This is a genomic window from Microbulbifer yueqingensis, assembly GCF_900100355.1.
Taxonomy (GTDB): Bacteria; Pseudomonadota; Gammaproteobacteria; order Pseudomonadales; family Cellvibrionaceae; genus Microbulbifer; species Microbulbifer yueqingensis.
Map to the genome: position 1 here is coordinate 610,614 of NZ_FNFH01000002.1, position 21,728 is coordinate 632,341.

Genomic DNA, 21,728 nt, shown 5'->3' on the forward strand with positions numbered 1-21,728 from the left:
TTGGAATAAGCTGTAGGAGTGGCCGCTCCTACACGAGAGAGCTGAGATCGCCCCAAAACAGAAGTCTAGAGCATGACCAACCACTCCCCGACTGCGCGACGGATTGCCAAGACAATCCTCAACGGGTTCGACGCCTATTTTGCCGACTTCCAGAACATCACCCTGGGGGCCAAGGCCCGTTTCGAGACGGCCGCCTGGCAGGGAGTGCACCACGCCAACAAGGAGCGCATCGACCTCTACAAAACCAAGGTCAATCAGGTGGTAAAGCTGGTGCACTCGGTCACCAGCAAGGACACCACCATGTTGCAGCTGTGGGGCGAGGCCCGCGCCACCTTCGCCCAGCTCATTGCGAACCACAGCAATTACGAAATCGCCGAGACTTTTTTCAACTCTGTTTTCTGCAAGCAGTTCAACCACGCGCATATCCACGACAGCAACCTGTTCGTGAAATCCTCCCGGCCGCCCGACGACAAGCCCCTGCGCGATTACAGTATCTACATCAGCTACAGCGGTCGCGATGGGCTCGAATGCATGGTCGAGGACATCCTCAATGACTATGGCTTTTCCATCCCCTGGGAAGACCAGCAGCGCGACATCCGCAATATCTGTGAGGCAATGCGCGCAAAGCCGCTGGCCCATGTCACTGACGAGAAACAGCTGCGGGTGGACATGCTGGAGTCGGTCTTCTACCGCAACAAGGCCGCCTACCTGGTGGGGCGACTCATGTACGCCGGTGAGGTCATCCCGTTTATCCTGCCTTGCCTGAACAATGGCCGCGGTGCCATTTTTGTGGACACGGTGCTCTACAGCAACGACTCCGCCAGCATCATATTCAGTTTCACCCGCTCCTATTTCATGGTGGACGCGCCGATCCCCTCCCGTTTCGTTCGCTTCCTCTCCACCATCATGCCGCTCAAGGAACGCTCGGAACTCTATAACTCCATCGGCTTCCACAAGCACGGCAAGACCGAGTTCTATCGCCATATCCTGGCGCACATGAAGGTCAGCAACGACAAGTTCGTCATTGCCCCGGGAATCAAGGGGATGGTGATGAGTGTGTTTACGCTGCCCTCCTATCCGGTGGTATTCAAGGTGATCAAGGACAGGTTCGATCGCCCCAAGACAGTGACCGAGGAAATAGTGCGGGAGAAGTACAAGTTCGTATCCCGCTCGGACCGGGTCGGCCGCATGGCTGATACCCAGGAATACACCAACTTCATTTTTTACCGCAATCGCTTCAGCGATGAACTGCTGGCCGAGCTGAAAGAGCTGGCGCCCTCGAAGCTCCATATGGACGACAAGTGGGTCATCATCAAGCACCTTTACGTCGAGCGCCGCATGGAGCCACTGAACCTCTACCTGCAGCATGCCAGCGAAGAGGAGATCCGCGAGGCCATGGAGGAGTATGGCAACGCCATCAAGCAGCTGGCGGCGGCGAATATCTTCCCCGGTGACATGCTATTAAAGAATTTCGGCGTCACCCGCCACGGCCGGGTGGTCTTCTACGACTACGACGAGCTGTGTCCGCTGACCGAATGCAATTTCCGCAAAATTCCCGAGCCACAGACTGTCGAACAGGAGCTGTCAGACCAGCCCTGGTACACAGTCGCTGAGGCGGATGTATTCCCGGAGGAGTTCCGCCTGTTCTTTTCCGGCAACCCGGTGGCGCGCAAGGCCTTCGAAAGCCAGCACAGCGATCTCTATGACTACCAGTTCTGGCAGCGGCTACAGGACCGCATCCGCGCGGGCCATATTGAGAGCGCCTTCCCCTATCGACGCAAGTGGCGGTTCAAGCGTCGTTCGAGTAAGCGGGCGGAAAAGGAATAGTGGCTATAGTGAAAAGAGAGGCGACCCCGATTTAACCGGGCCAGGGAGTTCACTGTGCAGTTTTACCGTGCGGCAGTTTTGTCACTCATCATGGCGGTCGCGGGTTGCGGCTACCTGCCCAGCGAACTGAGCGGCGGCAAGAAGCCCGCCGCTGGCGCACACGCCCGGGTAGTGGCAAGGCCGCACTCGGTCAGCTGTGATACACCGGCGCGGGGTTTCCGCAAGGTCAGCTTCGCGCGGCTCTACCAGACCACTGGCGACCGCAAGGAGCCGTTCCGCGAATCCGCCGACCTCCCTGCACAGTACGATGTCGACGCCTATGTCTGGGGCTATCGCAAGTGCCACACTGGCGAGAACTGCACTGCGGGCGACCACTACTGGCTGATCGAGCGGGGACCCGGCGATGATTTCGAGGTGTGGGTGGTGACCCCGCAGTACCCACGCATCGCCATCCAGTCGAGTTGCCGCGACCGCCTGAAGGTAGGCCAGCGTTATCGCTTCTCCTTCAGCCGCGGCCAGCTGGTTGGTTTCAGCCGCTGATCAACCCTCCTCCTTTTTCTTCAGGTAGCGGTAAATCGAATCCTGTGCCCGGCAGCCGCGCGCGGCATGGTTGGCAATCCGTGTATTGCCCTGGTCCGCATCCAGCACCCGCGCCTTGCGGTTGTCGCGCCACTGCAGCTCCATGATGTCACGAATGGTTTGCCGATGGGCCGGGTCCCGGACCGGGAAACTCACTTCCACACGGTGATCCAGGTTGCGAGTCATCAGGTCCGCCGATGACAGCCAGACCTGCTCATCACCACCGTTGTGGAACATGTAGACCCGGGCGTGCTCGAGGAACTTGTCGACCAGGCTCACGGCCTGAATATTTTCCGATACACCCTCCGTCTCGCATACCAGGGAACACATGCTGCGGACGATCAGCCGCACCCTTACTCCCGCTGCCCCGGCACGATACAGGCGCTCAATCACCTGGGTATCCACCAGGTTATTGCACTTGAAGAAGAGTTCCGCCCGCTCGCCCCGTCCTGCGGCCTCGATTTCCCGGTCGATGGCGCTCAGCAGGGCCGGCCGGTTGGTATAAGGGGACACCGCGATATGCTCGTACTGCGGCCGCAGATGGGGATATTGCAGGAACTCGAATACATTGAAGACATCCCTGCCGAGCCCCTGGTCGCTGGTGAGCAGACTGAAGTCACAATAGACACGCGCCGTGCTTTCATTGAAGTTGCCGGTACCGAGGTGGCTGTAGTAACGGGGCTCGCCCGCCTCATGGCGCAGGATGGAAATAAGCTTGCAATGCACTTTCAGGCCCGGCACTCCGTAAACCACCTCGACCCCCGCATCGCGCAATTCGTTGGACCAGTGGATATTGGCGAGTTCGTCGAAGCGCGCCTGCAGCTCCACGACGGCGATGACGCGCTTGTTATTGCGCACGGCATTCACCAGCGCCGCCACGACCCGCGAGTTCTTCGCCACCCGGTAGAGGTTAATGCGGATCTCGCGTACCTGGGGATCGACGGCGGCGGAAATCAGCAGATTGGTGATGACCCTGAAGTCGTGGTAGGGGAAGTAAAACAGCTGGTCGGCAGCCGCCAGCAGGTCGAATACGCTCTCCTTCTCCGGCATGGTTTCCAGCGGCACCAGCGGCTTGTAGCGGTGGCGGGCAGCGTCTGCCGGGAAGCTGATGAAATCCTTGGAATTGTGGTATCGGCCCCCGGGGGTATAGCTGTCGTAGCGGCCCATCTTGAGCTTCTTTTTCACCAGGCTGAAAACCGCTTCCGGCATGGTGGCGTCGTAAGCCATGCGTACCGGATCGGCCTGTTTGCGCTTTTTCAGCGACTTGGCCACCCGGTCGACGATGTTCTGGGTGATGACCTCGCTCAATTCCAGCTCGGCGTCACGGCTGATCTTGAACATATAGGCCTCAGCCTTCACGATCGGCAGGACATAGCGGAACACATCCACCAGGCAGGCCCGGATGATGTTATCCAGCACGATGTAGACTTTCTCGTGGCGCCCCTCCCGTGGCGGGATGACCACAAACCTGGGCAGGGTGGCGGTGGGTATCTCCAGCGCGGCAAAGCGATCGTTGCCATTCTCCAGCTGCAGGTGTATCGCGAAGTAAATGCTGGCCTCGTTCAGCAGCGGCATATTCTCGCGATCGTCGATAAAGAAGGGCTCCAGCTCTGGCAGCACCTCGCGGTGAAAATAGTCCTCCACGAAGGCGCGTTGTCGCGGAGTCAGCTGGGCCTCGCTGACCAGGTGGATATCGTGTTTGCCCAGGTCGGACAATACCTTGGTATAGGCGGCGAAGGAGCGTCGCTGCAGGCGCAGTACCTTTTCGTTGATGTCGGCCAGCAGGGCGGAAAAATACTCTTTCTTGCTGGCGCTCTTGGCGAAGGTGGCCACCCGGCGAACATCCGCCACCCGCACGCGGTAAAACTCGTCCAGGTTGCTGGAGAATATGCCCAGGAAGCGGACCCGCTCGATGATCGGCACCCGCTCGTCCTCCACTTCCTGGAGGACGCGTTCATTGAAAGAGAGCCAGCTTAGCTCTTTGGGGTACAGCGGCGTATCATCAACCATGGGTTACTCGCCTGGAACTCTATGCATGTGCCGGGGCGGTTTGCCGGACCCGGGAGGCGCGAAAATGGACAGAATTAAGATAGCAAAGCAGTTTGCTACATTCAGATGACAACACTTTTACAGGAAAAATAATGCAGCGTGACGCCGAACGCTACGCCGCGCTGGACCTGGGCTCCAACAGTTTTCACCTGCTGCTGGCAGAATTCCGTGACCAGCGCATGGTGCGGCTGCATACAGACCGCGCCATGGTCCGGCTGGCGGCCGGGCTCGACGACGATAATAACCTCGACCCGGCGGTGGCTGCACGAGCGCTGGATACACTGCGGCGCTTCCGTCCGGTACTGGCCCAATTGCCTGTCGATCATGTGCGCATTGTGGGCACCAATACATTGCGCGCCGCCAGCGATGCCGACGGGTTCCTGGAGCAGGCCGAAGAGATCCTGGGCGCACCGGTCGAGATCATCAGCGGCATCGAGGAAGCGCGCCTGATTTACAGCGGCGTCATGGCCGCTGCCGATGGACCACCGCGGATGCGCTGCGTAGTCGATATCGGCGGCGGCTCCACCGAGCTGGTGCGCGGCCGCGAGGTTCCACATGAACTGCGCAGCCTCTACATGGGCTGCGTCTCTTACAGCCAGCGCTTCTTTACCGACGGCGAAATCGACACTGCCATCGGCAACAACTTTGTGCGGGCGCGACGCGCCGCCAGTGCGGAACTGCAGGGGCTGCACCACTTCGCCGACAACGCCGAGGCGGTCGGGGCCTCCGGCACGGTCAAGGCTGTCGCGCGGGTCCTCAATGACGGCGAAGTGGTGGATATCGAGCGCGACTCCCTGGAGGCACTCGCCGAGCGAGTTGCGCGCTGCAGGAACATAGCCGCACTGGACCTGCCGAACTTCGATGAGGAGCGCCGACCGGTATTCACCGCCGGGCTGGCCATCCTGGTGGCGATCTTCCGCGAACTCGATATGGAACGAATGCAGGTATCGCCCTACGCCATCCGCGAAGGCATCGTCCATGACCTGGCCGGGCGCCTGCACGGGGGGGATCACCGCGCGGATGCGGTCAGCGACCTGGTACAGCGCAGCCAGGTGGACCAGGGCCAGGCGCAGCGAGTGGCGCATACCGCACAGGAACTGCTCTCGCGCCTGCGACCCGACTGTGCCGCCGAACAGCTCCTCCGGCTGCGCTGGGCCGCCCAGCTGCACGAAATCGGGCTGGCGCTTTCCCACAGTAATTTTCGCAAGCTGGGCGCGTACATGATCGAGCAGGCGGACCTGGCCGGTTTCTCACGCGGCGAGCAGGAGCACCTGGCACACCTGGTCCGCAACCAGCGCGGCCGCCTGCGGCCACCCCGCGAGCACTACGGTTTCCACCCCAATCCCGACCTGTTACTGTGCCTGCGCCTCGCCTGCATCGTGCACCGGGACCGGGCGGATCGCAGTATCAGCGGTATGGAGCCCAGGGAAGAGAGTAGTAATTACTGCCTGCGCGTGCCACGCCGGTGGCTGGAGCAACACCCGGCGATCGAGGACCTGCTCTACCAGGAAGTGGAGCGCTGGCAATCGCGGTCACCGGGCCTGGTGCTGGAGACCTACAATTGAAGGCGCTATGAAAAAACTCGACCAGGTCAGCCTCAGCCACCATTTCGCCGATCTCGGCGACGCTTTCGGCACCCCGGTGCCGCCGTCGCCGTTTGAGCGCCCGGACTTTATCCACGCCAACCCGGCGGTCATGCAGCAACTGGGAATCGACCCGGCGGAGGCGGCCAACCCCGCCTGGGCGGAGTACGGCTGCGGCAAGCGCCTGTTCCACGGCAGCCGGCCCTTTGCGATGAAATACACCGGCCACCAATTCGGCGTTTATAACCCGGACCTGGGCGATGGCCGCGCCCTGCTGCTGGGAGAGCTGGAACGGGACGGGACACGCTGGGAACTGCACCTGAAGGGCGCCGGCAAGACACCCTACTCACGCTTCGGCGACGGTCGGGCGGTGTTGCGCTCCACCATTCGAGAGTACCTCGGCGGCGAGGCCCTATACGGGCTGGGCATCCCCACCACGCGGGCGCTGTGTATCGTCGGCAGCGACGAGCCGGTAGTGCGTGAGAAAATTGAAACCGGTGCCATGCTGATCCGGGTGGCCGAGACCCATATTCGCTTCGGTCACTTCGAGTATCTCTTCTACACCAAGCAGCTGGAGGCATTGCACCGGCTGGTCGAATTCACCTGCGCGCGTTTCCTGCCCGAGCTGGAGGGCCAGCCCGCCGCCGAGCAGGCGGAGGCGTTACTGCGCTTCACCACGCGGCGCAGTGCCAGCCTGGTGGCAGGCTGGCAGGCGGCCGGCTTTGCCCACGGGGTGCTGAACACCGACAACATGTCGATCATCGGCGATACCTTCGACTACGGCCCGTACGGATTCCTCGACGACTACGAACCGAACTTCATCTGCAACCACTCCGACCACACCGGCCGCTACGCCTTCGAGCAGCAGCCCGGCGTGGTGCTGTGGAACCTGAATGCCCTGGCGCATGCCTTCTCCGCGTTCGTCGGCGCCGACACCCTGCGTGACTGCCTGGAGGAGTTCCAGCCGCTGCTTATTGACGAGTATGCCGCGCGCATGCGCACCAAGCTCGGCCTGCAGCAGGTAGAGGACGGCGACCAGCATCTCTGTGCCGAGCTGCTGCAACTGCTGGAGCAGGCGCAGGCGGACTACACGCTGTTCTTCCGGGCCCTGGCCCACTACCGGGGCGAGCGTCCCCCCGCCAGCCTGCAGGAAATCGTGCCGGTTGCGCAGCACGCAGCCCTGGAGCAGTGGCTAAACCACTACGACCAGCGCCTGACCCATGAGCAGAGCGACAGCCGCACCAGGAATCGCACCATGCTGGCCGCCAACCCCAAGTACATACTGCGCAACTACCTGGCGCAGAAGGTCATCGAGGCCGCCGAAGCACACGACTTCCGGCCGCTGCAGACCCTGTTCGGGCTGCTGCAGGCGCCCTTCGACGAACACCCCGAGCACGAATCCTGGGCCGCGGCACCGCCACCGTCCGGCAAGCACATGCCCATCAGCTGCTCCTCCTGAGACCCTCTTTCCCGGCCCGGCGGCAACAGGGTTGCCGCAGGGGAGCTAAACTGGAAACAGGTTCCTGCTCAGCCTGATGACCTGTTGTATGATGACGGTCACCTGAAGCAACAATCACGGGTACAGAAAGATGATGAGAAACCTGCTGTTCTTCGCCGCCGCCCTGCTGTTTGCGGTCGGCGCCTCCGCCGCCGATATCACCGGCAAGTGGCGCACCATCGACGACGAGACCGGGCAGCCCAAGTCCATCGTGGAAATCTACGAACGGAACGGCAAGTACTACGGCCGTGTGGTGGACCTGCTGATGAAGCCCGACGACACCATTTGCGAAAAGTGTCCTGGCGCCCGCCAGGGCCAGCCTATCGTCGGCATGAACATCATTACCGACATGGTCAAGAAGGGTGATGTCTACGAGGGCGGCCAGATCCTGGACCCGGCCAAGGGCAAGGTCTACGACGCCAAGATGTGGCGCGAGGGCAACACCCTGAAGGTACGCGGCTACCTGGGCTTCTTCTACCGCACCCAGAGCTGGCAGCGGGTCCAGTAAGGCCGGCACTTCCCCCTTACCCCGAGGTCATCCCGGCGCAGGCCGGGGTGACGAAAGGCGGTCGGCGCAGGCCGCCGCCATTGCCAGTTTGATCATGTAGGAGCGGCCGCTGGCCGCGACTCCCGCAGGGGCGAACCTTGTGTTCGCCCTTTCGTATTCCCCCGCCGTAAAAGCCCAGTCAGGCCGCCTGCGGCTCCCGGTCCGGGTTCGCCAGCAACAGCACCAGCGGCATGGCCGCCAGGTTGATCCACATCAGCATCTGGAAGTCGTTTACATAGGCGATTTCCGCCGCCTGGCGGGAGACCTCTCCCGCCAGCACCTGCGGCAGCGCCGCCAGCTGCTCCGCCGTCGGTAAGCCCGACAGCAGCTCCGGGGACATCTGCACCCGCTCGCCCAGCTGCTGCTGGTTGATCCACAGGTTCCGTGTCAGCACCGCCATCACGATGGACACCCCCACGCTGCTGCCCAGGTTGCGCGACAGGCTGAACAGCGCCGTGGCCTCGCCGCGCAGCTGTGACGGCAGGGTGGCGTAGGCCAGGGTGGAAATGGGCACGAACACCATGCCCAGGCCGAAGCCCTGCAGCAGGCCGGTGCTGACCAGTGCGGGCTGCCCCACCTGCAGGTTGAAGCCCGCCATCTGCCACAGCGACAGGCTCACCAGCGCCATGCCTACCAGGATCAGCAGCCGGCCGTCGAAATAGCGCAACAGGCGCCCCACCAGCAGCATCGCCAGCATGACCCCCACGCCTCGCGGCATCAACACCAGGCCGGTAGTCACCACCGGGTAGCCCTTCCACTGCTGCAGGTAGGACGGCAGCAGCGCCATGGTGGCCAGCAGGATGATGCCGACGATGAAGATGAACGCCAGGCCGGAGACGTAATTGCGGTCGCGGAACAGCCCCGGCGCCAGGAACGGGGTCTTCGTGGTCATCGAGTGCACCACAAAGAGGTAGAGCCCGAGCGCGGCCGCGATGGCGTATAGCTGGATTTCCAGCGACTCGAACCAGTGCACCTGCTCGCCGCGATCCAGCAGCATCTGCAGGGCACCCACGGCCAGCGCCAGCAGGCCGAAGCCCAGGGCGTCGAAGCGCGGCTTCCTGGTCTCGCCATCCGGCAGGTAGAGGTAGATTCCCACCAGCGACAGGATGCCCAGCGGCAGGTTGATATAGAACACCCAGCGCCAGGAGTAGTATTCGGTGAGCCAGCCGCCCAGGGTGGGCCCGAGGATGGGGCCCAGCATTACGCCCACCCCCCACAGGCTCATGGCCGAGGCGTGGCGCTCGCGGGGGTAGGTATCCAGCAGGGTGGCCTGGGACAGCGGGACCAGGGAGGCACCAAAAGCGCCCTGCAGCAGGCGCCACAGGATCATCTCATTGAGGCTGGCCGCCTGCCCGCACAGCATGGAAGTGACGGTGAACCCCGTCACCGACCACAGGAACACCCGGCGCCGGCCGTAGCGCTGGGACAGGAAGCCCACCGGCAGCGTCATGATGGCCGCCGCCACGATGTAGGAGGTGAGTACCCAGGTAACCTGGTCGCTGGCAGCCCCGAGGCTGCCCTGCATATGCGGCAGCGCCACATTGGCGATGGTGGTGTCCAGGACCTGGATCACCGTCGCCAGCATAATGCTGACTGTGATCAGCCTGCGGCGCGCCTCGGTCATTCGGACAGGACTACCCGGCCGCCCTCACCGCCGGCGACCCGCGCGGACACCAGCTTGTCGTCCTCACTGGTGTCGATGGTGACCTGGGCGCTCATGCCGGCGCGCAGTGTCGGCGCCTCCTTGGCCGGGTACAGGCGCAGGCGCACCGGCACCCGCTGCACCACCTTGACCCAGTTGCCACTGGCGTTCTGTGGGGGAATCAGGGCGAATTCGCTGCCGCTGGCAGGGCTCAGGCTGTCCACCTGGGCCTGCCAGGTAAAGCCGGGGTAGGCGTCCAGGGTCACCTCGGCCTGCTGGCCGGCGCGCACCCGGGCAAGCTCGGTTTCCTTCAGGTTGGCCTCGACCCACATGCCCTCGCCGCCCAGCATGCTGATAAGGCTGACACCGGCGGGCGCCATCTCTCCGGCCTGCGGCACATCGTTGGCAATCACGCCATCGGTCGGGGCTGTGATTTCGGTGCGGGACAGTTGGTAGCGCGCCTTGTCCAGCTTCGCCTGGGCCACCTTCAGGTCGGCCTGCTCCTCCAGCGGCAACAGCGGGTTGCCACCCAGTTCCGCGCGCAGGCTGGAGAGCTTCTCGGTATTGATGGCGATCAGGCTGCGGGCGTGCTCCAGCTTCTGGCGCGCCTCGTCCAGCTGCGCCTCGGAAATGGTATCCCGGCGCAGCTTCTCGTTGCGCTCCAGTTGGCGACGGTAGAATTCGGCATCCTTGCGCGCCTGCTCCACCGCCGCCTCGGCCTCGGCGTATTCGGCGCGGCGTGCCAGCAGCTGGTTGCGCACCTGTGCCAGGTGGGCCTCGGCCTCATTCACCGCCAGCTGGAAGGGAGTCTGGTCCAGTTTCAGCAGCAACTCGCCGCGCTTGACCGGCTGGTTCGGGCGCACCGCCACGATAGAGATGACGCCGCTGACCTCGGGGGCCAGCGCAATCTTGTCGGCCTTGATGTAGGCGTTTTCGGTTTCCACGCGGCTGCCGCCGCCAAACAGGCACCAGCCGGCCACCAGCAGCGCCACCAGGATACCGGCAGCGAACCCCAACTCACGCGCGCCGAAGCGGCGCGGCGCCCGGGCGGCCAGCTGTCCCGCCACTTGCTCGAGTTTCTTTACCACGTTACGTCTCCTCGCGCGTCAGGTTGGCCCGCAGGCGGCTGAGCAGGCCCTGCAGCTGCATCACTTCCTCGGAGGAGAACCCGGCCAGGGCCTGGGCCCGGGCCTGCTGTGCCAGCCCCCGCAGTACCTGCAGTGCCGGCTCCGCCGCCTGGGTGAGGAAGATACGGAAACAGCGCCGGTCACCGGGATCCTGGCGCCGTTCCACCAGTCCCTCCCCCTGCAGGTTGTCCAGCTGCCGCGCCAGGCTGATAGGTGCAATATCCATCAGCTCGGCCAGCTCCGCCTGCTTCAGGCCCTGCTCCCGTGACAGGTGCCACAATACCTGCCAGCGGGAACGGCTCAGCTCATGCGCGCGGGCGCGGCGGTCGAAATTGCGGCGCAACAGGCGCGCGGCGCTGTGGAGCTCGAAGCTCATCTGCGCGGCGATATCCTGGGTTGCGGAATCCCCAGCGGGTAATTGCTGGACAGAATTGTTGTTTGCGGTCATGCCCCCTCCGATAAGGGCGCCAATTATAAGCTTGCTTACAATCTTCGCAATGGGGACGGGAAATCGAGACGAGGCGGGTGGATGCGCAGCCTATAATCGTGAACAATCAGTCAGAATGAGATGGAGCTACCTGTCACTGTGGACGAAATTCGCAGTGAAGCTCGGCTCACGCCATGAGAGCGCCCCGGACACCTCTTTCCGGCACGCGCTCATTCCCCCCAGAACAACAATGCCACCCCGCTGAAATAGCATGCCAGTACCGCAATGCCCTCGAAGCCAATATTGCCGGAGCCGTGCGCCTGGCGGCGCAGCAGCCCCATCATGACGATCGCGCTGAGGACGAGGTTCATGGCCAGCCAGAAAGTCTGTTGCTGGTTGATGGCGGTGTAGATAGAGCCCTGGCGGAAGGCTACGTCGGAACCGACCAGGAAAAGTACATCGAAGGAATTGCCACCAATAATATTGCCGACAGCCAGGGTGACCGCGCCGCGCCTGGCTGCGGTGAGGGCGATAACCAGTTCCGGCAGGGAGGTGGCAACGGCAGTAAACAGGCTCCCCACAATGGTCTGCGACAGCCCTGACTCCCGGGCGATGACAATGCCGGCGTGGCTGGTCACCCAGCCCGCGGCGGCCACCACCATGGCCAGCGCTCCGAAAGTCAACCACAGCTGCCTGAGATCAACAGGTGCTGACTCACGCTCAGTTGGTTCGCGCTGCGTCAGCGCGGTCTGGCGGGGTTGCCACATGGGGTTCTCGCCCGCAGCGGCCAGCAGACGGATACCGCCGATATAAGCTGCCAAAAGCAATGGAGAAAACAGGTCTACATGACCGATGGTATAACCGGGCCCGGCGCTGGCGAGTATCGCCAGGCCAAGCATGAGCATGACCAGTACGGTCTGAAACAGGTTTTGTACTGAAGCCGCGGCGTGCTCGAGATTGGACCGCCGGTAGACTATGTCGGCGAATACGAGAAAGGTGGTTTGGGCGGCGATGCCACCGATGGCGTTACTAACAGCCAGCTCCCCCGCCCCCTGCCAGGCCGCGTTTATCGAGGTAATGACTCCGGCGACAGAAGTGATCATGCCGAGAAACAGGGTGCCCATGATAGCCTGGCCCATTCCCGTACATTGAGCGAGGGTTTCCGCGCGACGCGTCAGCTTCACGCCACATATGCCGATAACTGCCGCTGCCACACAGAGCAATACGATACTTGTGGCCAGGGACCAGTTAGCGGGGCTTAAGCTCACGAAATTACCTGGGCCAGTTCGCTACCGTGAAGGAATCACAAACCTCCCCCACCTGCGCGGCGCCGCCTTTGCAGCAACAATAAACAATGATCACGTAATTCTCCTTTCGGCTTTTCTTGTGGTAAGCATAGAAATGACTGTAACCGTTCTTTATGAAACTGACGGCGCCGCCATGCTCTTATCGACAACAATGAAAATAGGCGCCATTTGGCGCCTGTTCAGGGTCACTCTGGCCTGGAGCAGTAGCGGAAAATTGGCCGGCTAAATTCACCTGTTAAGCTTATCAGTCCTCGACCAGCACGAAGTCAGGACTACCTGGCACTTTCTCAAATGCCAGCCCAATTTCTGCATCCAAGAAGGGGATAATTGACGGATCATAGTTGGCGATTGTGTTTACGTCATAAATACCATGCTTTTCAGCATTCTCCATGTATTCATCGCTCTCATGACCACTCATAAACCGCCAACCACTATCAATGTCATTGTGCGGACGCTCCCTGCACATAAAACGTACAGGTTCACCTTCAACTGTGATCATATCAGTCGCAAAACAGGCGCCGCGTCCCTCGGCAAGGGGCTTAATCTGATCAGCGCTGAGTTTGTAGTTTTTGCCCATCATCTATTATGTGCCTTATCACTTTAGCAGCAGCCGCAGCGTCGACTCCAAGCACCGAACCGAAGTCCCGGACCCGAGGGAGCGATGCCCCATAAACTTGTTAACTGCTTGATCTGCGGTGTATGTTCAGCCTTACCTCCGCAGCATACGGTAAGTACTTATACTGCATTTGATATTGTATTTCGGTGATCAGAGAATAAAGTTGTTCTCTTTCATCGATTTCGCGAACCGCAATTAGCCCCATATTGAGCTATTCAAGTCCCTGAGGAGATACTTTTCCAGAAGCCACCTCGAGGCAGTACACCAATTGCTTTCGCTCGATCTCTTGCCATGGCAACTGAAACTTAGCCAGTTCCGTTATGGCTTGGCTCACCGAGGCCATTTGTCAGCCTCCAAACGGGCAACAAAATCGTAATTTAACTCAGTACCAAAGGGCTCGGATGGCAATGCAATGCCCTGGTAAGCAAGTGAGCACTCCTGATTTAAAAGTGCCAACAGGTCATGAACCCCGGACTCTTTGGCTTCTTGCACTATATTCGCAACCTCTTCTCGCTGAGCCTCAGATAAAGAAGATAAAACCTCATTACGATACTGGTTTTCCTTAGTCTCCGGGTACGAACCTCGCGCAACCCATTTCGAAGTGGCTGCGTCTTTTATCGAGACGACTTCGTCAATGAATTTCTTGTACGCTTCTACTTCCTTAGTCATGACTTTATGGGACTCAAATAATCTTATTCTCTGCGGCGGGGACATCTTTCAAGGACACTAGCCCCCACGACAGTAGTTACGGATCAGCTGGCTTGAATGCAGCGCCAAACCAGCCCCACAATATGTGCTTGTTAGGACTAGGTATCCATTGGCACTGCATCCCAATCCTTCTCTACACCATATGCCCAGTCAATTGCTCTTCGACGTTCGGAGATAACCTCCTCGCTTAACTCACATTCTTGCCCAGTGAGACCACAATTTCTTACATACCAGTGCAACCTGTATAGAAGATCAGACTGCTCTTGAATTTCAGCGATCGGACGAAGCTGCGACTCTTGAATGAACTCTTCAGGATTAGATTTAAATGGTATTTTTTGGGCCAGATCATCATCGCAGTGCTTAAAATGGTCTAGATCCACTAACCCAATGCACCAGGCAAGAGCTTGAGCACACTCAGCTAGCCAAGACATATCTATTTTATCTTGTTCCCCGATGATATCCTGGCTGAGCAGCTCCCTCTCATACCCACTTACATAAGGCATGAGATTGTACTTATTAAGCTGCTCAAGTAGATCCTCACCTCTCGCGCCGAATCCCAAGCCAATGACATATGCCAACGCGCTTAAACGCCCAGCAATATCCTGAGCTGTTCTAGGCTCTACTTCATTCAGGCTTTCTATTTGAGGCAGGTCCTCAGGCACATCAATACCAATTGAGCTTAGATATTGAGTATTCTTATTTTTTAATTCTTCCATGTTCATTTCTCAGGGAGACCTAAAACCCGGGTCTGGGGCGGGCTTTGAGCGGCGAAGCCGCGGAAAGGCCGTCCCAGCCCCGAAGGGGCGAGGACAGCGGATCGTTATACATCCGTTTAGTGCGAGTCACTTAGCTCAAGCTAACCTTGGCGGACTAACGCGACATTAGCGAGTCCGGTGGAGGCCCCGCTTTTTGTGGCCGGCGCAAGTTCGAGCGGCTTATTATATTTTGATGCAGTGCTTATCAATGTATGCCTGCAATTGGCCAAATATCGCATTACCAAGATCGAGACCCTCAGTGCCGATAAAATCATCCCATGCTGTAGTAGGTGCAAACCAGATCCACAAGTCTCTTGCTTGGCTATCATCGCCGCATTCAAAGGCCTCCACCGCGCTCTTTAGTGCCTGATAGAATTCCTGAGCATCTAAGAACTCACCAGAATAGCCACCACTATAATGGGAGGCAATTCCACATGCTTTTTTGAGATCCTTGATCAGCCTACTTTTCAATTTATCTCTTTTAGCAAGGTCAAGCACTGGTAGAAACTCTTAAGAAATATAACGCCGCCAGCAGGGGCAGCTTACTTTGTGCGCATTTGCGCGAAAAATGGGAGCGCAGCGACTCGCGCAGAATGTGTACAAAGCAAGCTGTCCTGCGGAGGGCCGAAGGCCGGGAGTAAACTGCCTGGCCTTGTTATAAGGGCGCTCACTCGTAGCAAGATTTAAGCACCCATGGATTTACCGCTGCATTCAAGCTTTTATTTACACTCAAGTACGCTATTGCCTTACCATCTTTTACAAGAAATGGCGGCGTACTTGTATATGGGTTGAACGGAGATTTAGTAGAGTACTCACCTCCGTATGTACCATACTCATTCCAGATACTATCAGTACTATACTCGCTACCATGAGATCCATACTCATTAAAAATTGAATCACTTGAATATGAACTTGCAACTACACCTAAAAACTTGCCGTCTTCGGAAATTACTTTGGCTCCGCTCAAAATAGAACATAGATCACTAGCCGAAACACTCGGACAGACAGAAAATAATAGGACAAAAAGACACTTTCTCACTTCTATTTCTCAGTTTTTAAGGCTTATAACGCCCGCCACATAGGCGAGCAACTTGTTGCGAGCCCAGCGCCTCAGGCGCGATGTGCTGGCGCTTGTTATGTGATGCCTTCACTGCTCTAGCCTTTCCCTCAAGGCATCCGTCTTAGCGGGTTCGATCTCTTTAGACTGAGAAAATACAGATTGCAAAGTCGAGTCTTCTCGCCAGTGATCATTTGGATGAATTTCATCTAACACCGCGATTCTCACAACATGCGCCCAAAATATCTCTGCTTCTTTTTCAGAAACTTCGCACGAGGGGTCCCCTATAGCGATTGCCATTGATCTAATATCAGCAGAGATATTTCTGCTCAATTTTTCTCTTGCCTCTTCTAAGACCCCTTCATCAATTTGATTGAGAATAACATGTGAACCAAATATATAACTGTTAATTCTCTGATTTTCACTCCCAATTACTTGAAGAATGCAGGCTTCTACTTGAAAAGAAAGGAACAATAAAATAGGTGGAAATAGCTTTTTCATAGAAATAAATCACATAACGCCCGCAGCAGGGGCGACCAATGCTGTGCACGTATTGTGCTAAAAAGGGAGCGCAGCGACCAGCACAATATGTGCACAGCGTTGGGCGTCCCGCGGAGGCCCGAAGGGCCGTAGCATACTGCCTGCGATTGTTATAAGCCTACGGACCGAAGGCCTCTTGCAGGAATTTGCTCGAGCCAATTAAGCTGCGAATTTCAGTTTCTGAATCATCCGAATTCGAAAGTTTTAACAGCTCTAACAGAGTTTTAAAGGCTATAAGATCGCCGAAATTCAGCACTGAGCTAACAAACCCATCATCATAATTAGGAGATATATTTGACCCTATGAATCTTCGTGCTAGTTGAGGCTTGCCCGTATGAGTGTAGCCACACAAGATTGACCAAAAGGATTCTTTAACTTCTTTTACATCTTCCCATCCGGGTACTTGCCTACTCTCTAGATCAAGAGCAAGTTTCCTCATACCCAAGCTCAGCTCATCATTGTGGGCTGCTTCTACATCAGCATCGCTGCCACAGTACAAGAACCACACACCTTTTGCATAAGACTCAACCTGCGACCGCAGTAAATTGGCCGCTGCACCGAATCTCTTATTTTTGCATAGGAGCCATAGAGCTGCGTGATACTCTAAGCTGGCTGAAAAGCTACCGACAGAAATAATTTTTCTATCATCTAAATCAAAGGATTTATGCGCTAAAAGGCGATTGATACCTCTAAATATCGCCTGGGATTCACTGATTCTTATGTTGTTGTCATTCATGGCTTATAACAGTTTATTAACAGGCATGGTCATATCTGGGCAAATGGCTACATCTGACCATGAATGCCCATATCTAGCTATAGATGCGCGGCTATAGCCACGCTCTTGCACTCGCATGCAAAAAAATAGGCGCCAATTGGCGCCTATTTTTGCTATCGAAGTGCCGGCCCGGACGGCAGGCTCAATCCAGCACCTCGACCCGATCCACCTTCTGGAATCCTCGTGGCAGCTTGTTGCCGCGCCGGCCGCGTTCGCCGCGGTAGTGGTCCAGTTCGGATATTTTGATCCTGGTGTGGCGTTTGCCGGCGTGGATGACCAGCTGCGCATTGCCCTCCAGCACGGCGGCGCCGACGACGATTTCCTCGCGGCTGGCGGCGCGCGCCGAGGGAATGTTGACGATCTTGTTGCCCTTGCCCTTGGACAGTTCCGGCAGCTCGGACACCGGGAATACCAGCATGCGGCCCTCGCTGGTCACCGCAGCCAGCAGAGCCTCGTCGGGATTCTCGATCTCGCACGGCGGCAGTACCCGGGCATTCTTCGGCAGGGTCAGCATGGCCTTGCCGGCCTTGTTGCGTGACTGCAGGTCGCCGAGCTTGGCCACGAAACCGTAGCCGGCGTCCGAGGCCAGCAGCAGGCGCTGCTCGTCGCTGCCCATCAGCAGGCCCTCGAAGGTGGCACCGGAAGGCGGGTTGATGCGGCCGGAGAGCGGCTCGCCCTGGCCGCGGGCCGACGGCAGTGTGTGCGTGGCGATGGCGTAGCTGCGGCCGGTGCTGTCGAGCAACAGCGCCGGCTGGTTGCTCTTGCCGCGCGCGGCCAGCTTGAAGTGGTCGCCGGCCTTGTAGTTGAGGGAGGTGGGGTCGATCTCGTGGCCCTTGGCGGCGCGGATCCAGCCCTTGTCGGACAGCACCACGGTGATGGGGTCGGACGAGAGCAGGTCCGCCGCGTCGAAGGCCTTGGCCTCGCCGCGCTCCACCAGCGGCGAGCGCCGGTCGTCACCGAACTCGTCGGCAGCGGCCAGCAGTTCCTTCTTGATCAGGGTCTTCAGGCGGCGGGCGCTGTCCAGGGTCTTGGTGAGCATGTCGCGCTCTTTTTCCAGCTCCGCCTGCTCGCCACGGATCTTCATTTCCTCGAGCCGCGCCAGCTGGCGCAGCTTGGTGTCGAGGATATATTCCGCCTGCACCTCGGTGAGCTCGAAGCGGTCCATCAGGGCCTGCTTGGGCTCGTCGTGGGTGCGGATGATCTCGATCACCTCGTCGATATTGAGGAAGGCAATCAGCAGGCCGGCCAGCAAGTGCAGGCGCTTCTCGACCTTGTCCAGGCGGAACTGCAGGCGCCGACGGGTGGTGACGGTGCGGAAGCTCAGCCACTCGCCCAGGATCTTGTCCAGCGACTTCACCTGCGGGCGGCCGTCGATACCGATCATGTTGAGGTTGATGCGGTAGCTCTTCTCCAGGTCGGTGGTGGCGAACAGGTGGTTCATCACCTGCTCCAGGTCGACGCGGTTGGACTTGGGCACGATCACCAGGCGGGTGGGATTCTCATGGTCCGACTCGTCGCGCAGGTCGGTGACCATGGGCAGTTTCTTGGCCTGCATCTGCGCGGCGATCTGTTCCAGCACCCGGGAACCGCTGGCCTGGTAGGGCAGCGCGGTGATGACGATATCCCCATCCTCTTTGCTCCAGACCGCGCGCATCTTCACCGAGCCGCGGCCGGTCTCGTAGACCTTCTGGATATCCGCGCGCGGTGTGATGATCTCGGCCTCGGTGGGCATGTCCGGCCCCTGGATGTGCTCGCACAGATCGGCGACGGTGGCCTTGGGGTTCTCCAGCATGGCCACGGTAGCGTTAACCACCTCGCGCAGGTTGTGGGGCGGGATATCCGTGGCCATACCCACGGCGATGCCGGTGGTGCCGTTTAAGAGGATATTGGGCACACGCGCCGGCAGCACTGCCGGTTCGTCCATGGTGCCGTCGAAGTTGGGCTGCCAGTCCACCGTGCCCTGCCCCAGTTCGGACAACAGCACTTCCGAGTATTTACCCATGCGCGACTCGGTATAGCGCATGGCGGCGAAGGACTTGGGATCATCCGGGGAGCCCCAGTTGCCCTGGCCATCGACCAGCGGATAGCGGTAGCTGAACGGCTGTGCCATCAGCACCATGGCCTCGTAGACGGCGCTGTCGCCGTGCGGGTGATACTTACCGATCACGTCGCCCACGGTGCGTGCGGACTTCTTGTACTTGGCCGTGTTCTTGAGGCCCAGCTCGCTCATGGCGTAGACGATACGCCGCTGTACCGGCTTCAGGCCGTCGCCGATATTGGGCAGGGCGCGGTCCAGAATGACGTACATGGAGTAGTCCAGGTACGCCTTCTCGGTGTATTCCTTCAGCGGCAGGCGCTCGGTGGCCTCGAAGACGGAGGATTCGGTCATACAGCTTGGATCTCGTTATTCTCTCTGGAAGACAGCGGATTATGGCGAGGAATCGACAAGGGTTCAAAGGGGCAGGCATGCGGGGATGGCGTGGCACTGGTGGAATAGCAGGCAAATGTCCCCCCGGCCAGCCCTCTCCCAACGCCTTATTCTTGTTTTCCCGAGGATAAGACGGTAGAAAGCACCGGCCTCAAGGCTCAAAAGGCAGGTCATCCGCAAAGGATCAAATACCAGAACCCAACAGGTAGGGTCATTGGCTCTCCTGTTCGGACAGGCTCACCGCTCTCCTGCAGCGCCGCTCCGGCCTGCAGGGATTGCCACCCGAGGAGTTCCGTTGAACCAGCAACCACTTTATCTCGATAAACTTACCACCGACCTGCTCGAGCCGGTTTCCCTGCAGGTAAAGCCCGGCGAGATAGCCTGCCTGTCCGGCCCCTCCGGCAGCGGCAAGTCGCGCCTGCTGCGTGCGATCGCCGACCTGGACCCCCACGAAGGCAGTGTTCGTCTCGGCGACTACACCCAGGCAAAAGTGCCGGCCCACCATTGGCGGCGCATGGTGATGCTGGTACCTGCCGAGAGCGCCTGGTGGTTCGATACCGTTGGCGAGCACATGTACACGCCCCAATCCGCGACACTGCAGGAACTGGGTCTGGAGCCGGAGGTAATGGAGTGGCCGGTGGATCGCCTTTCATCCGGCGAAAAGCAGCGCCTTGCACTGGTGCGTGCCGTCTCTTGCGAACCTGCGGCCCTTCTGCTGGACGAGCCCACCGCCAACCTGGATCCGGACACTACCCGGCTGGTGGAACACTGGCTGACCGGCTACATTCGCGAGCGGGAGATTCCGGCGTTCTGGGTCGCGCATGACAGCGAGCAGATCGAGCGCGTTGGCGACCAGCACCTGCACATCGCCGGCGGCCGGCTGGAGGGACACTGAATGGGTGTAATCGAGCTTTCCTGGTGGCAACTGGCGATGGCCGCCAGCCTGGTAGTGCTGCTTTCACTGTGCATCTACCTGGCGCGCCTGGGCCTGGCCGGGTCACTGCTGCTGGCGGCGGCACGCACGGCGGTGCAGCTGGCGCTGGTGGGCCTGGTACTGGAGGCGCTGTTTTCCGTCGGCAGCCTGCCCTGGGTGGCCCTGATGGGGGGAGTGATGTTGCTGCTTGCCGGGCGTGAGGTCATGGCCAGGCAACAGCGCCGCCTGCGCGGCGGCTGGAGCTTCGGTATCGGCACGGCGGCCATGTTTGTTTCCGCCTTCAGCGTGACGGTGCTTACCCTTGTCGCGGTGATCGGCCCGACCCCCTGGTACGAGCCCCAGTACGCAATCCCGCTGCTGGGCATGCTGCTGGGCAACACCATGACCGGGGTGGCGCTGGGGCTGGACCGGCTGACGGAAGGGCTATGGGCGCAACGCCAGCTGGTGGAAAACCGCCTGATGCTGGGCGAGCCCTGGTCGCGGGCCTGCGGCGGTATTCGCCGCGAGGCCATGCGCTCGGGGCTGATGCCGATCATCAATTCCATGGCAGCAGCCGGTATCGTCTCGCTGCCGGGGATGATGACGGGCCAGATTCTTTCGGGCACCGCACCCGCGCTGGCGGTGAAATACCAGATACTGATCATGTTCGCCATCGCCGCCGGCACCGGCTTCGGCGCCTTCCTGGCGGTGAGTATCGCCTCCCGGCGGCTGTTTGACGGGCGCGAGCGCCTGCGTCTCGATCGGCTGGGCTCCGGCAGGGGGCGCTAGGCGCCGAGTCGGTTAGCGGCCCCGGTCAACGCTCTCCCTCCCCGGACTCGTCGCCGGATCCGTCCTGGTCCGTTCTCTTGGCCACCCCGGTATTATCTTTCGCGCCCGGCAGGTGTTCCTTGGCCGAGGTGATCACCTGCAGGGTGAGGAAGGTCATTGCGCTCAGGACGACGGCGATCTCCAGCCGGGCGGTGGCCACCGCCAGGCCGATGGCACCGGTGGCCCAGAGACTCGCAGCAGTGGCCGTGCCCTGCACGCGCCCCTTGCCCTCTGACACACTCTTCAGAATCGCCCCGCCGCCGATAAAGCCCATGCCGGTGATGATGCCCTGGATCACCCGCGAATGGGCGGTTGAGCCCTCCAGCACCTGCAGGCCCACCAGGGTGTAACCACAGGCGGCCACAGCCACCAGGGGGAAGGTGCGCAGCCCAGCGGTACGTTCATGTTTTTCCCGGTCCCAGCCGATCGGCAGCGCCAGCATGTAAGCAATCACCATGTCGACGACATGATGCAGTACCAGCGGCCAGTCGAAATCCAGCAACTGCTGTAGTGAGTCCACGG

Annotated in this window: 20 protein-coding genes; 7 read left to right on the forward strand and 13 right to left on the reverse strand. The window is 59.8% G+C overall.

The features are described from left to right. Nucleotides 1-72 precede the first annotated feature (72 nt). Nucleotides 73-1,827: a bifunctional isocitrate dehydrogenase kinase/phosphatase gene (gene aceK / locus BLT26_RS06485; RefSeq protein ID WP_091510462.1), complete on the forward strand. Its 1,755-nt coding sequence runs from the start codon at nt 73-75 to the stop codon at nt 1,825-1,827. Between the two features lie 54 nt (nt 1,828-1,881). Then, nucleotides 1,882-2,367 (forward strand): hypothetical protein, encoded by a 486-nt coding sequence (locus tag BLT26_RS06490; RefSeq protein WP_091510465.1) that lies wholly within the window; start codon nt 1,882-1,884, stop codon nt 2,365-2,367. Here the strand turns inward: BLT26_RS06490 and ppk1 are convergent, their stop codons facing one another. Continuing rightward, a complete protein-coding gene (ppk1, locus tag BLT26_RS06495; RefSeq protein WP_091510468.1) occupies nt 2,368-4,416 on the reverse strand; it encodes a polyphosphate kinase 1 in 2,049 nt (682 codons plus the stop codon). A gap of 131 nt (nt 4,417-4,547) precedes the next feature. Between ppk1 and BLT26_RS06500 the strand changes: the two genes are divergently transcribed. From BLT26_RS06500 to BLT26_RS06510, 3 genes are all read left to right on the forward strand, one after another. Further along, a complete protein-coding gene (locus BLT26_RS06500) occupies nt 4,548-6,020 on the forward strand; it encodes a Ppx/GppA phosphatase family protein (protein WP_091510471.1) in 1,473 nt (490 codons plus the stop codon). Between the two features lie 7 nt (nt 6,021-6,027). Then, nucleotides 6,028-7,497 (forward strand): protein adenylyltransferase SelO, encoded by a 1,470-nt coding sequence (locus tag BLT26_RS06505; RefSeq protein WP_091510475.1) that lies wholly within the window; start codon nt 6,028-6,030, stop codon nt 7,495-7,497. Nucleotides 7,498-7,627: 130 nt separating this feature from the next. Next, on the forward strand, nt 7,628-8,044 hold the full coding sequence (locus BLT26_RS06510; RefSeq protein WP_175453047.1) for a DUF2147 domain-containing protein: 417 nt from the start codon (nt 7,628-7,630) through the stop codon (nt 8,042-8,044). 178 nt (nt 8,045-8,222) lie between these two features. On the opposite strand, the gene BLT26_RS06515 is transcribed toward BLT26_RS06510, so the two are convergent. The 11 genes from BLT26_RS06515 to parC form a co-directional block, all read right to left on the reverse strand. Next, the gene (locus tag BLT26_RS06515) at nt 8,223-9,707 is read right to left on the reverse strand and encodes a DHA2 family efflux MFS transporter permease subunit (protein WP_217631382.1); all 1,485 of its coding nucleotides are present in this window, start codon (nt 9,705-9,707) and stop codon (nt 8,223-8,225) included. Next, nucleotides 9,704-10,813 (reverse strand): HlyD family secretion protein, encoded by a 1,110-nt coding sequence (locus tag BLT26_RS06520; RefSeq protein ID WP_217631383.1) that lies wholly within the window; start codon nt 10,811-10,813, stop codon nt 9,704-9,706. The genes BLT26_RS06515 and BLT26_RS06520 overlap by 4 nt, the downstream gene beginning before the upstream one ends. 1 nt (nt 10,814) lies before the next feature. Then, the gene (locus BLT26_RS06525; RefSeq protein WP_091510482.1) at nt 10,815-11,300 is read right to left on the reverse strand and encodes a MarR family winged helix-turn-helix transcriptional regulator; all 486 of its coding nucleotides are present in this window, start codon (nt 11,298-11,300) and stop codon (nt 10,815-10,817) included. Between the two features lie 209 nt (nt 11,301-11,509). Next, nucleotides 11,510-12,547, reverse strand: a complete 1,038-nt coding sequence (locus tag BLT26_RS06530; protein ID WP_217631384.1) for a sodium:calcium antiporter — start codon at nt 12,545-12,547, stop codon at nt 11,510-11,512. 283 nt (nt 12,548-12,830) lie between these two features. Beyond that, nucleotides 12,831-13,166, reverse strand: coding sequence for a DUF2185 domain-containing protein (locus tag BLT26_RS06535; RefSeq protein ID WP_217631385.1), 336 nt, complete (start codon nt 13,164-13,166; stop codon nt 12,831-12,833). Nucleotides 13,167-13,532: 366 nt separating this feature from the next. Then, nucleotides 13,533-13,871, reverse strand: coding sequence for a DUF6547 family protein (locus BLT26_RS06540; protein WP_091510485.1), 339 nt, complete (start codon nt 13,869-13,871; stop codon nt 13,533-13,535). 137 nt (nt 13,872-14,008) lie between these two features. Further along, nucleotides 14,009-14,626 (reverse strand): DUF4272 domain-containing protein, encoded by a 618-nt coding sequence (locus tag BLT26_RS06545; RefSeq protein WP_175453048.1) that lies wholly within the window; start codon nt 14,624-14,626, stop codon nt 14,009-14,011. Between the two features lie 222 nt (nt 14,627-14,848). After that, nucleotides 14,849-15,163, reverse strand: a complete 315-nt coding sequence (locus BLT26_RS06550) for a hypothetical protein (RefSeq protein WP_091510496.1) — start codon at nt 15,161-15,163, stop codon at nt 14,849-14,851. 649 nt (nt 15,164-15,812) lie between these two features. After that, nucleotides 15,813-16,223, reverse strand: a complete 411-nt coding sequence (locus tag BLT26_RS16215) for a hypothetical protein (RefSeq protein WP_139169416.1) — start codon at nt 16,221-16,223, stop codon at nt 15,813-15,815. 157 nt (nt 16,224-16,380) lie between these two features. Then, nucleotides 16,381-16,998, reverse strand: coding sequence for a DUF6988 family protein (locus BLT26_RS16220; protein ID WP_139169418.1), 618 nt, complete (start codon nt 16,996-16,998; stop codon nt 16,381-16,383). Nucleotides 16,999-17,179: 181 nt separating this feature from the next. Further along, nucleotides 17,180-19,426, reverse strand: a complete 2,247-nt coding sequence (parC, locus tag BLT26_RS06560; RefSeq protein WP_091510504.1) for a DNA topoisomerase IV subunit A — start codon at nt 19,424-19,426, stop codon at nt 17,180-17,182. 334 nt (nt 19,427-19,760) lie between these two features. Here parC and BLT26_RS06565 point away from each other — a divergent pair, with 334 nt between their 5' ends. Beyond that, nucleotides 19,761-20,360: an ABC transporter ATP-binding protein gene (locus BLT26_RS06565; RefSeq protein ID WP_091510508.1), complete on the forward strand. Its 600-nt coding sequence runs from the start codon at nt 19,761-19,763 to the stop codon at nt 20,358-20,360. After that, nucleotides 20,361-21,167: an ABC transporter permease gene (locus BLT26_RS06570; protein ID WP_091510511.1), complete on the forward strand. Its 807-nt coding sequence runs from the start codon at nt 20,361-20,363 to the stop codon at nt 21,165-21,167. Nucleotides 21,168-21,192: 25 nt separating this feature from the next. On the opposite strand, the gene BLT26_RS06575 is transcribed toward BLT26_RS06570, so the two are convergent. Then, complete coding sequence (locus BLT26_RS06575) at nt 21,193-21,726, reverse strand: MgtC/SapB family protein (RefSeq protein ID WP_245720617.1); 534 nt, start codon at nt 21,724-21,726, stop codon at nt 21,193-21,195. Between the last annotated feature and the right edge of the window lie 2 nt (nt 21,727-21,728).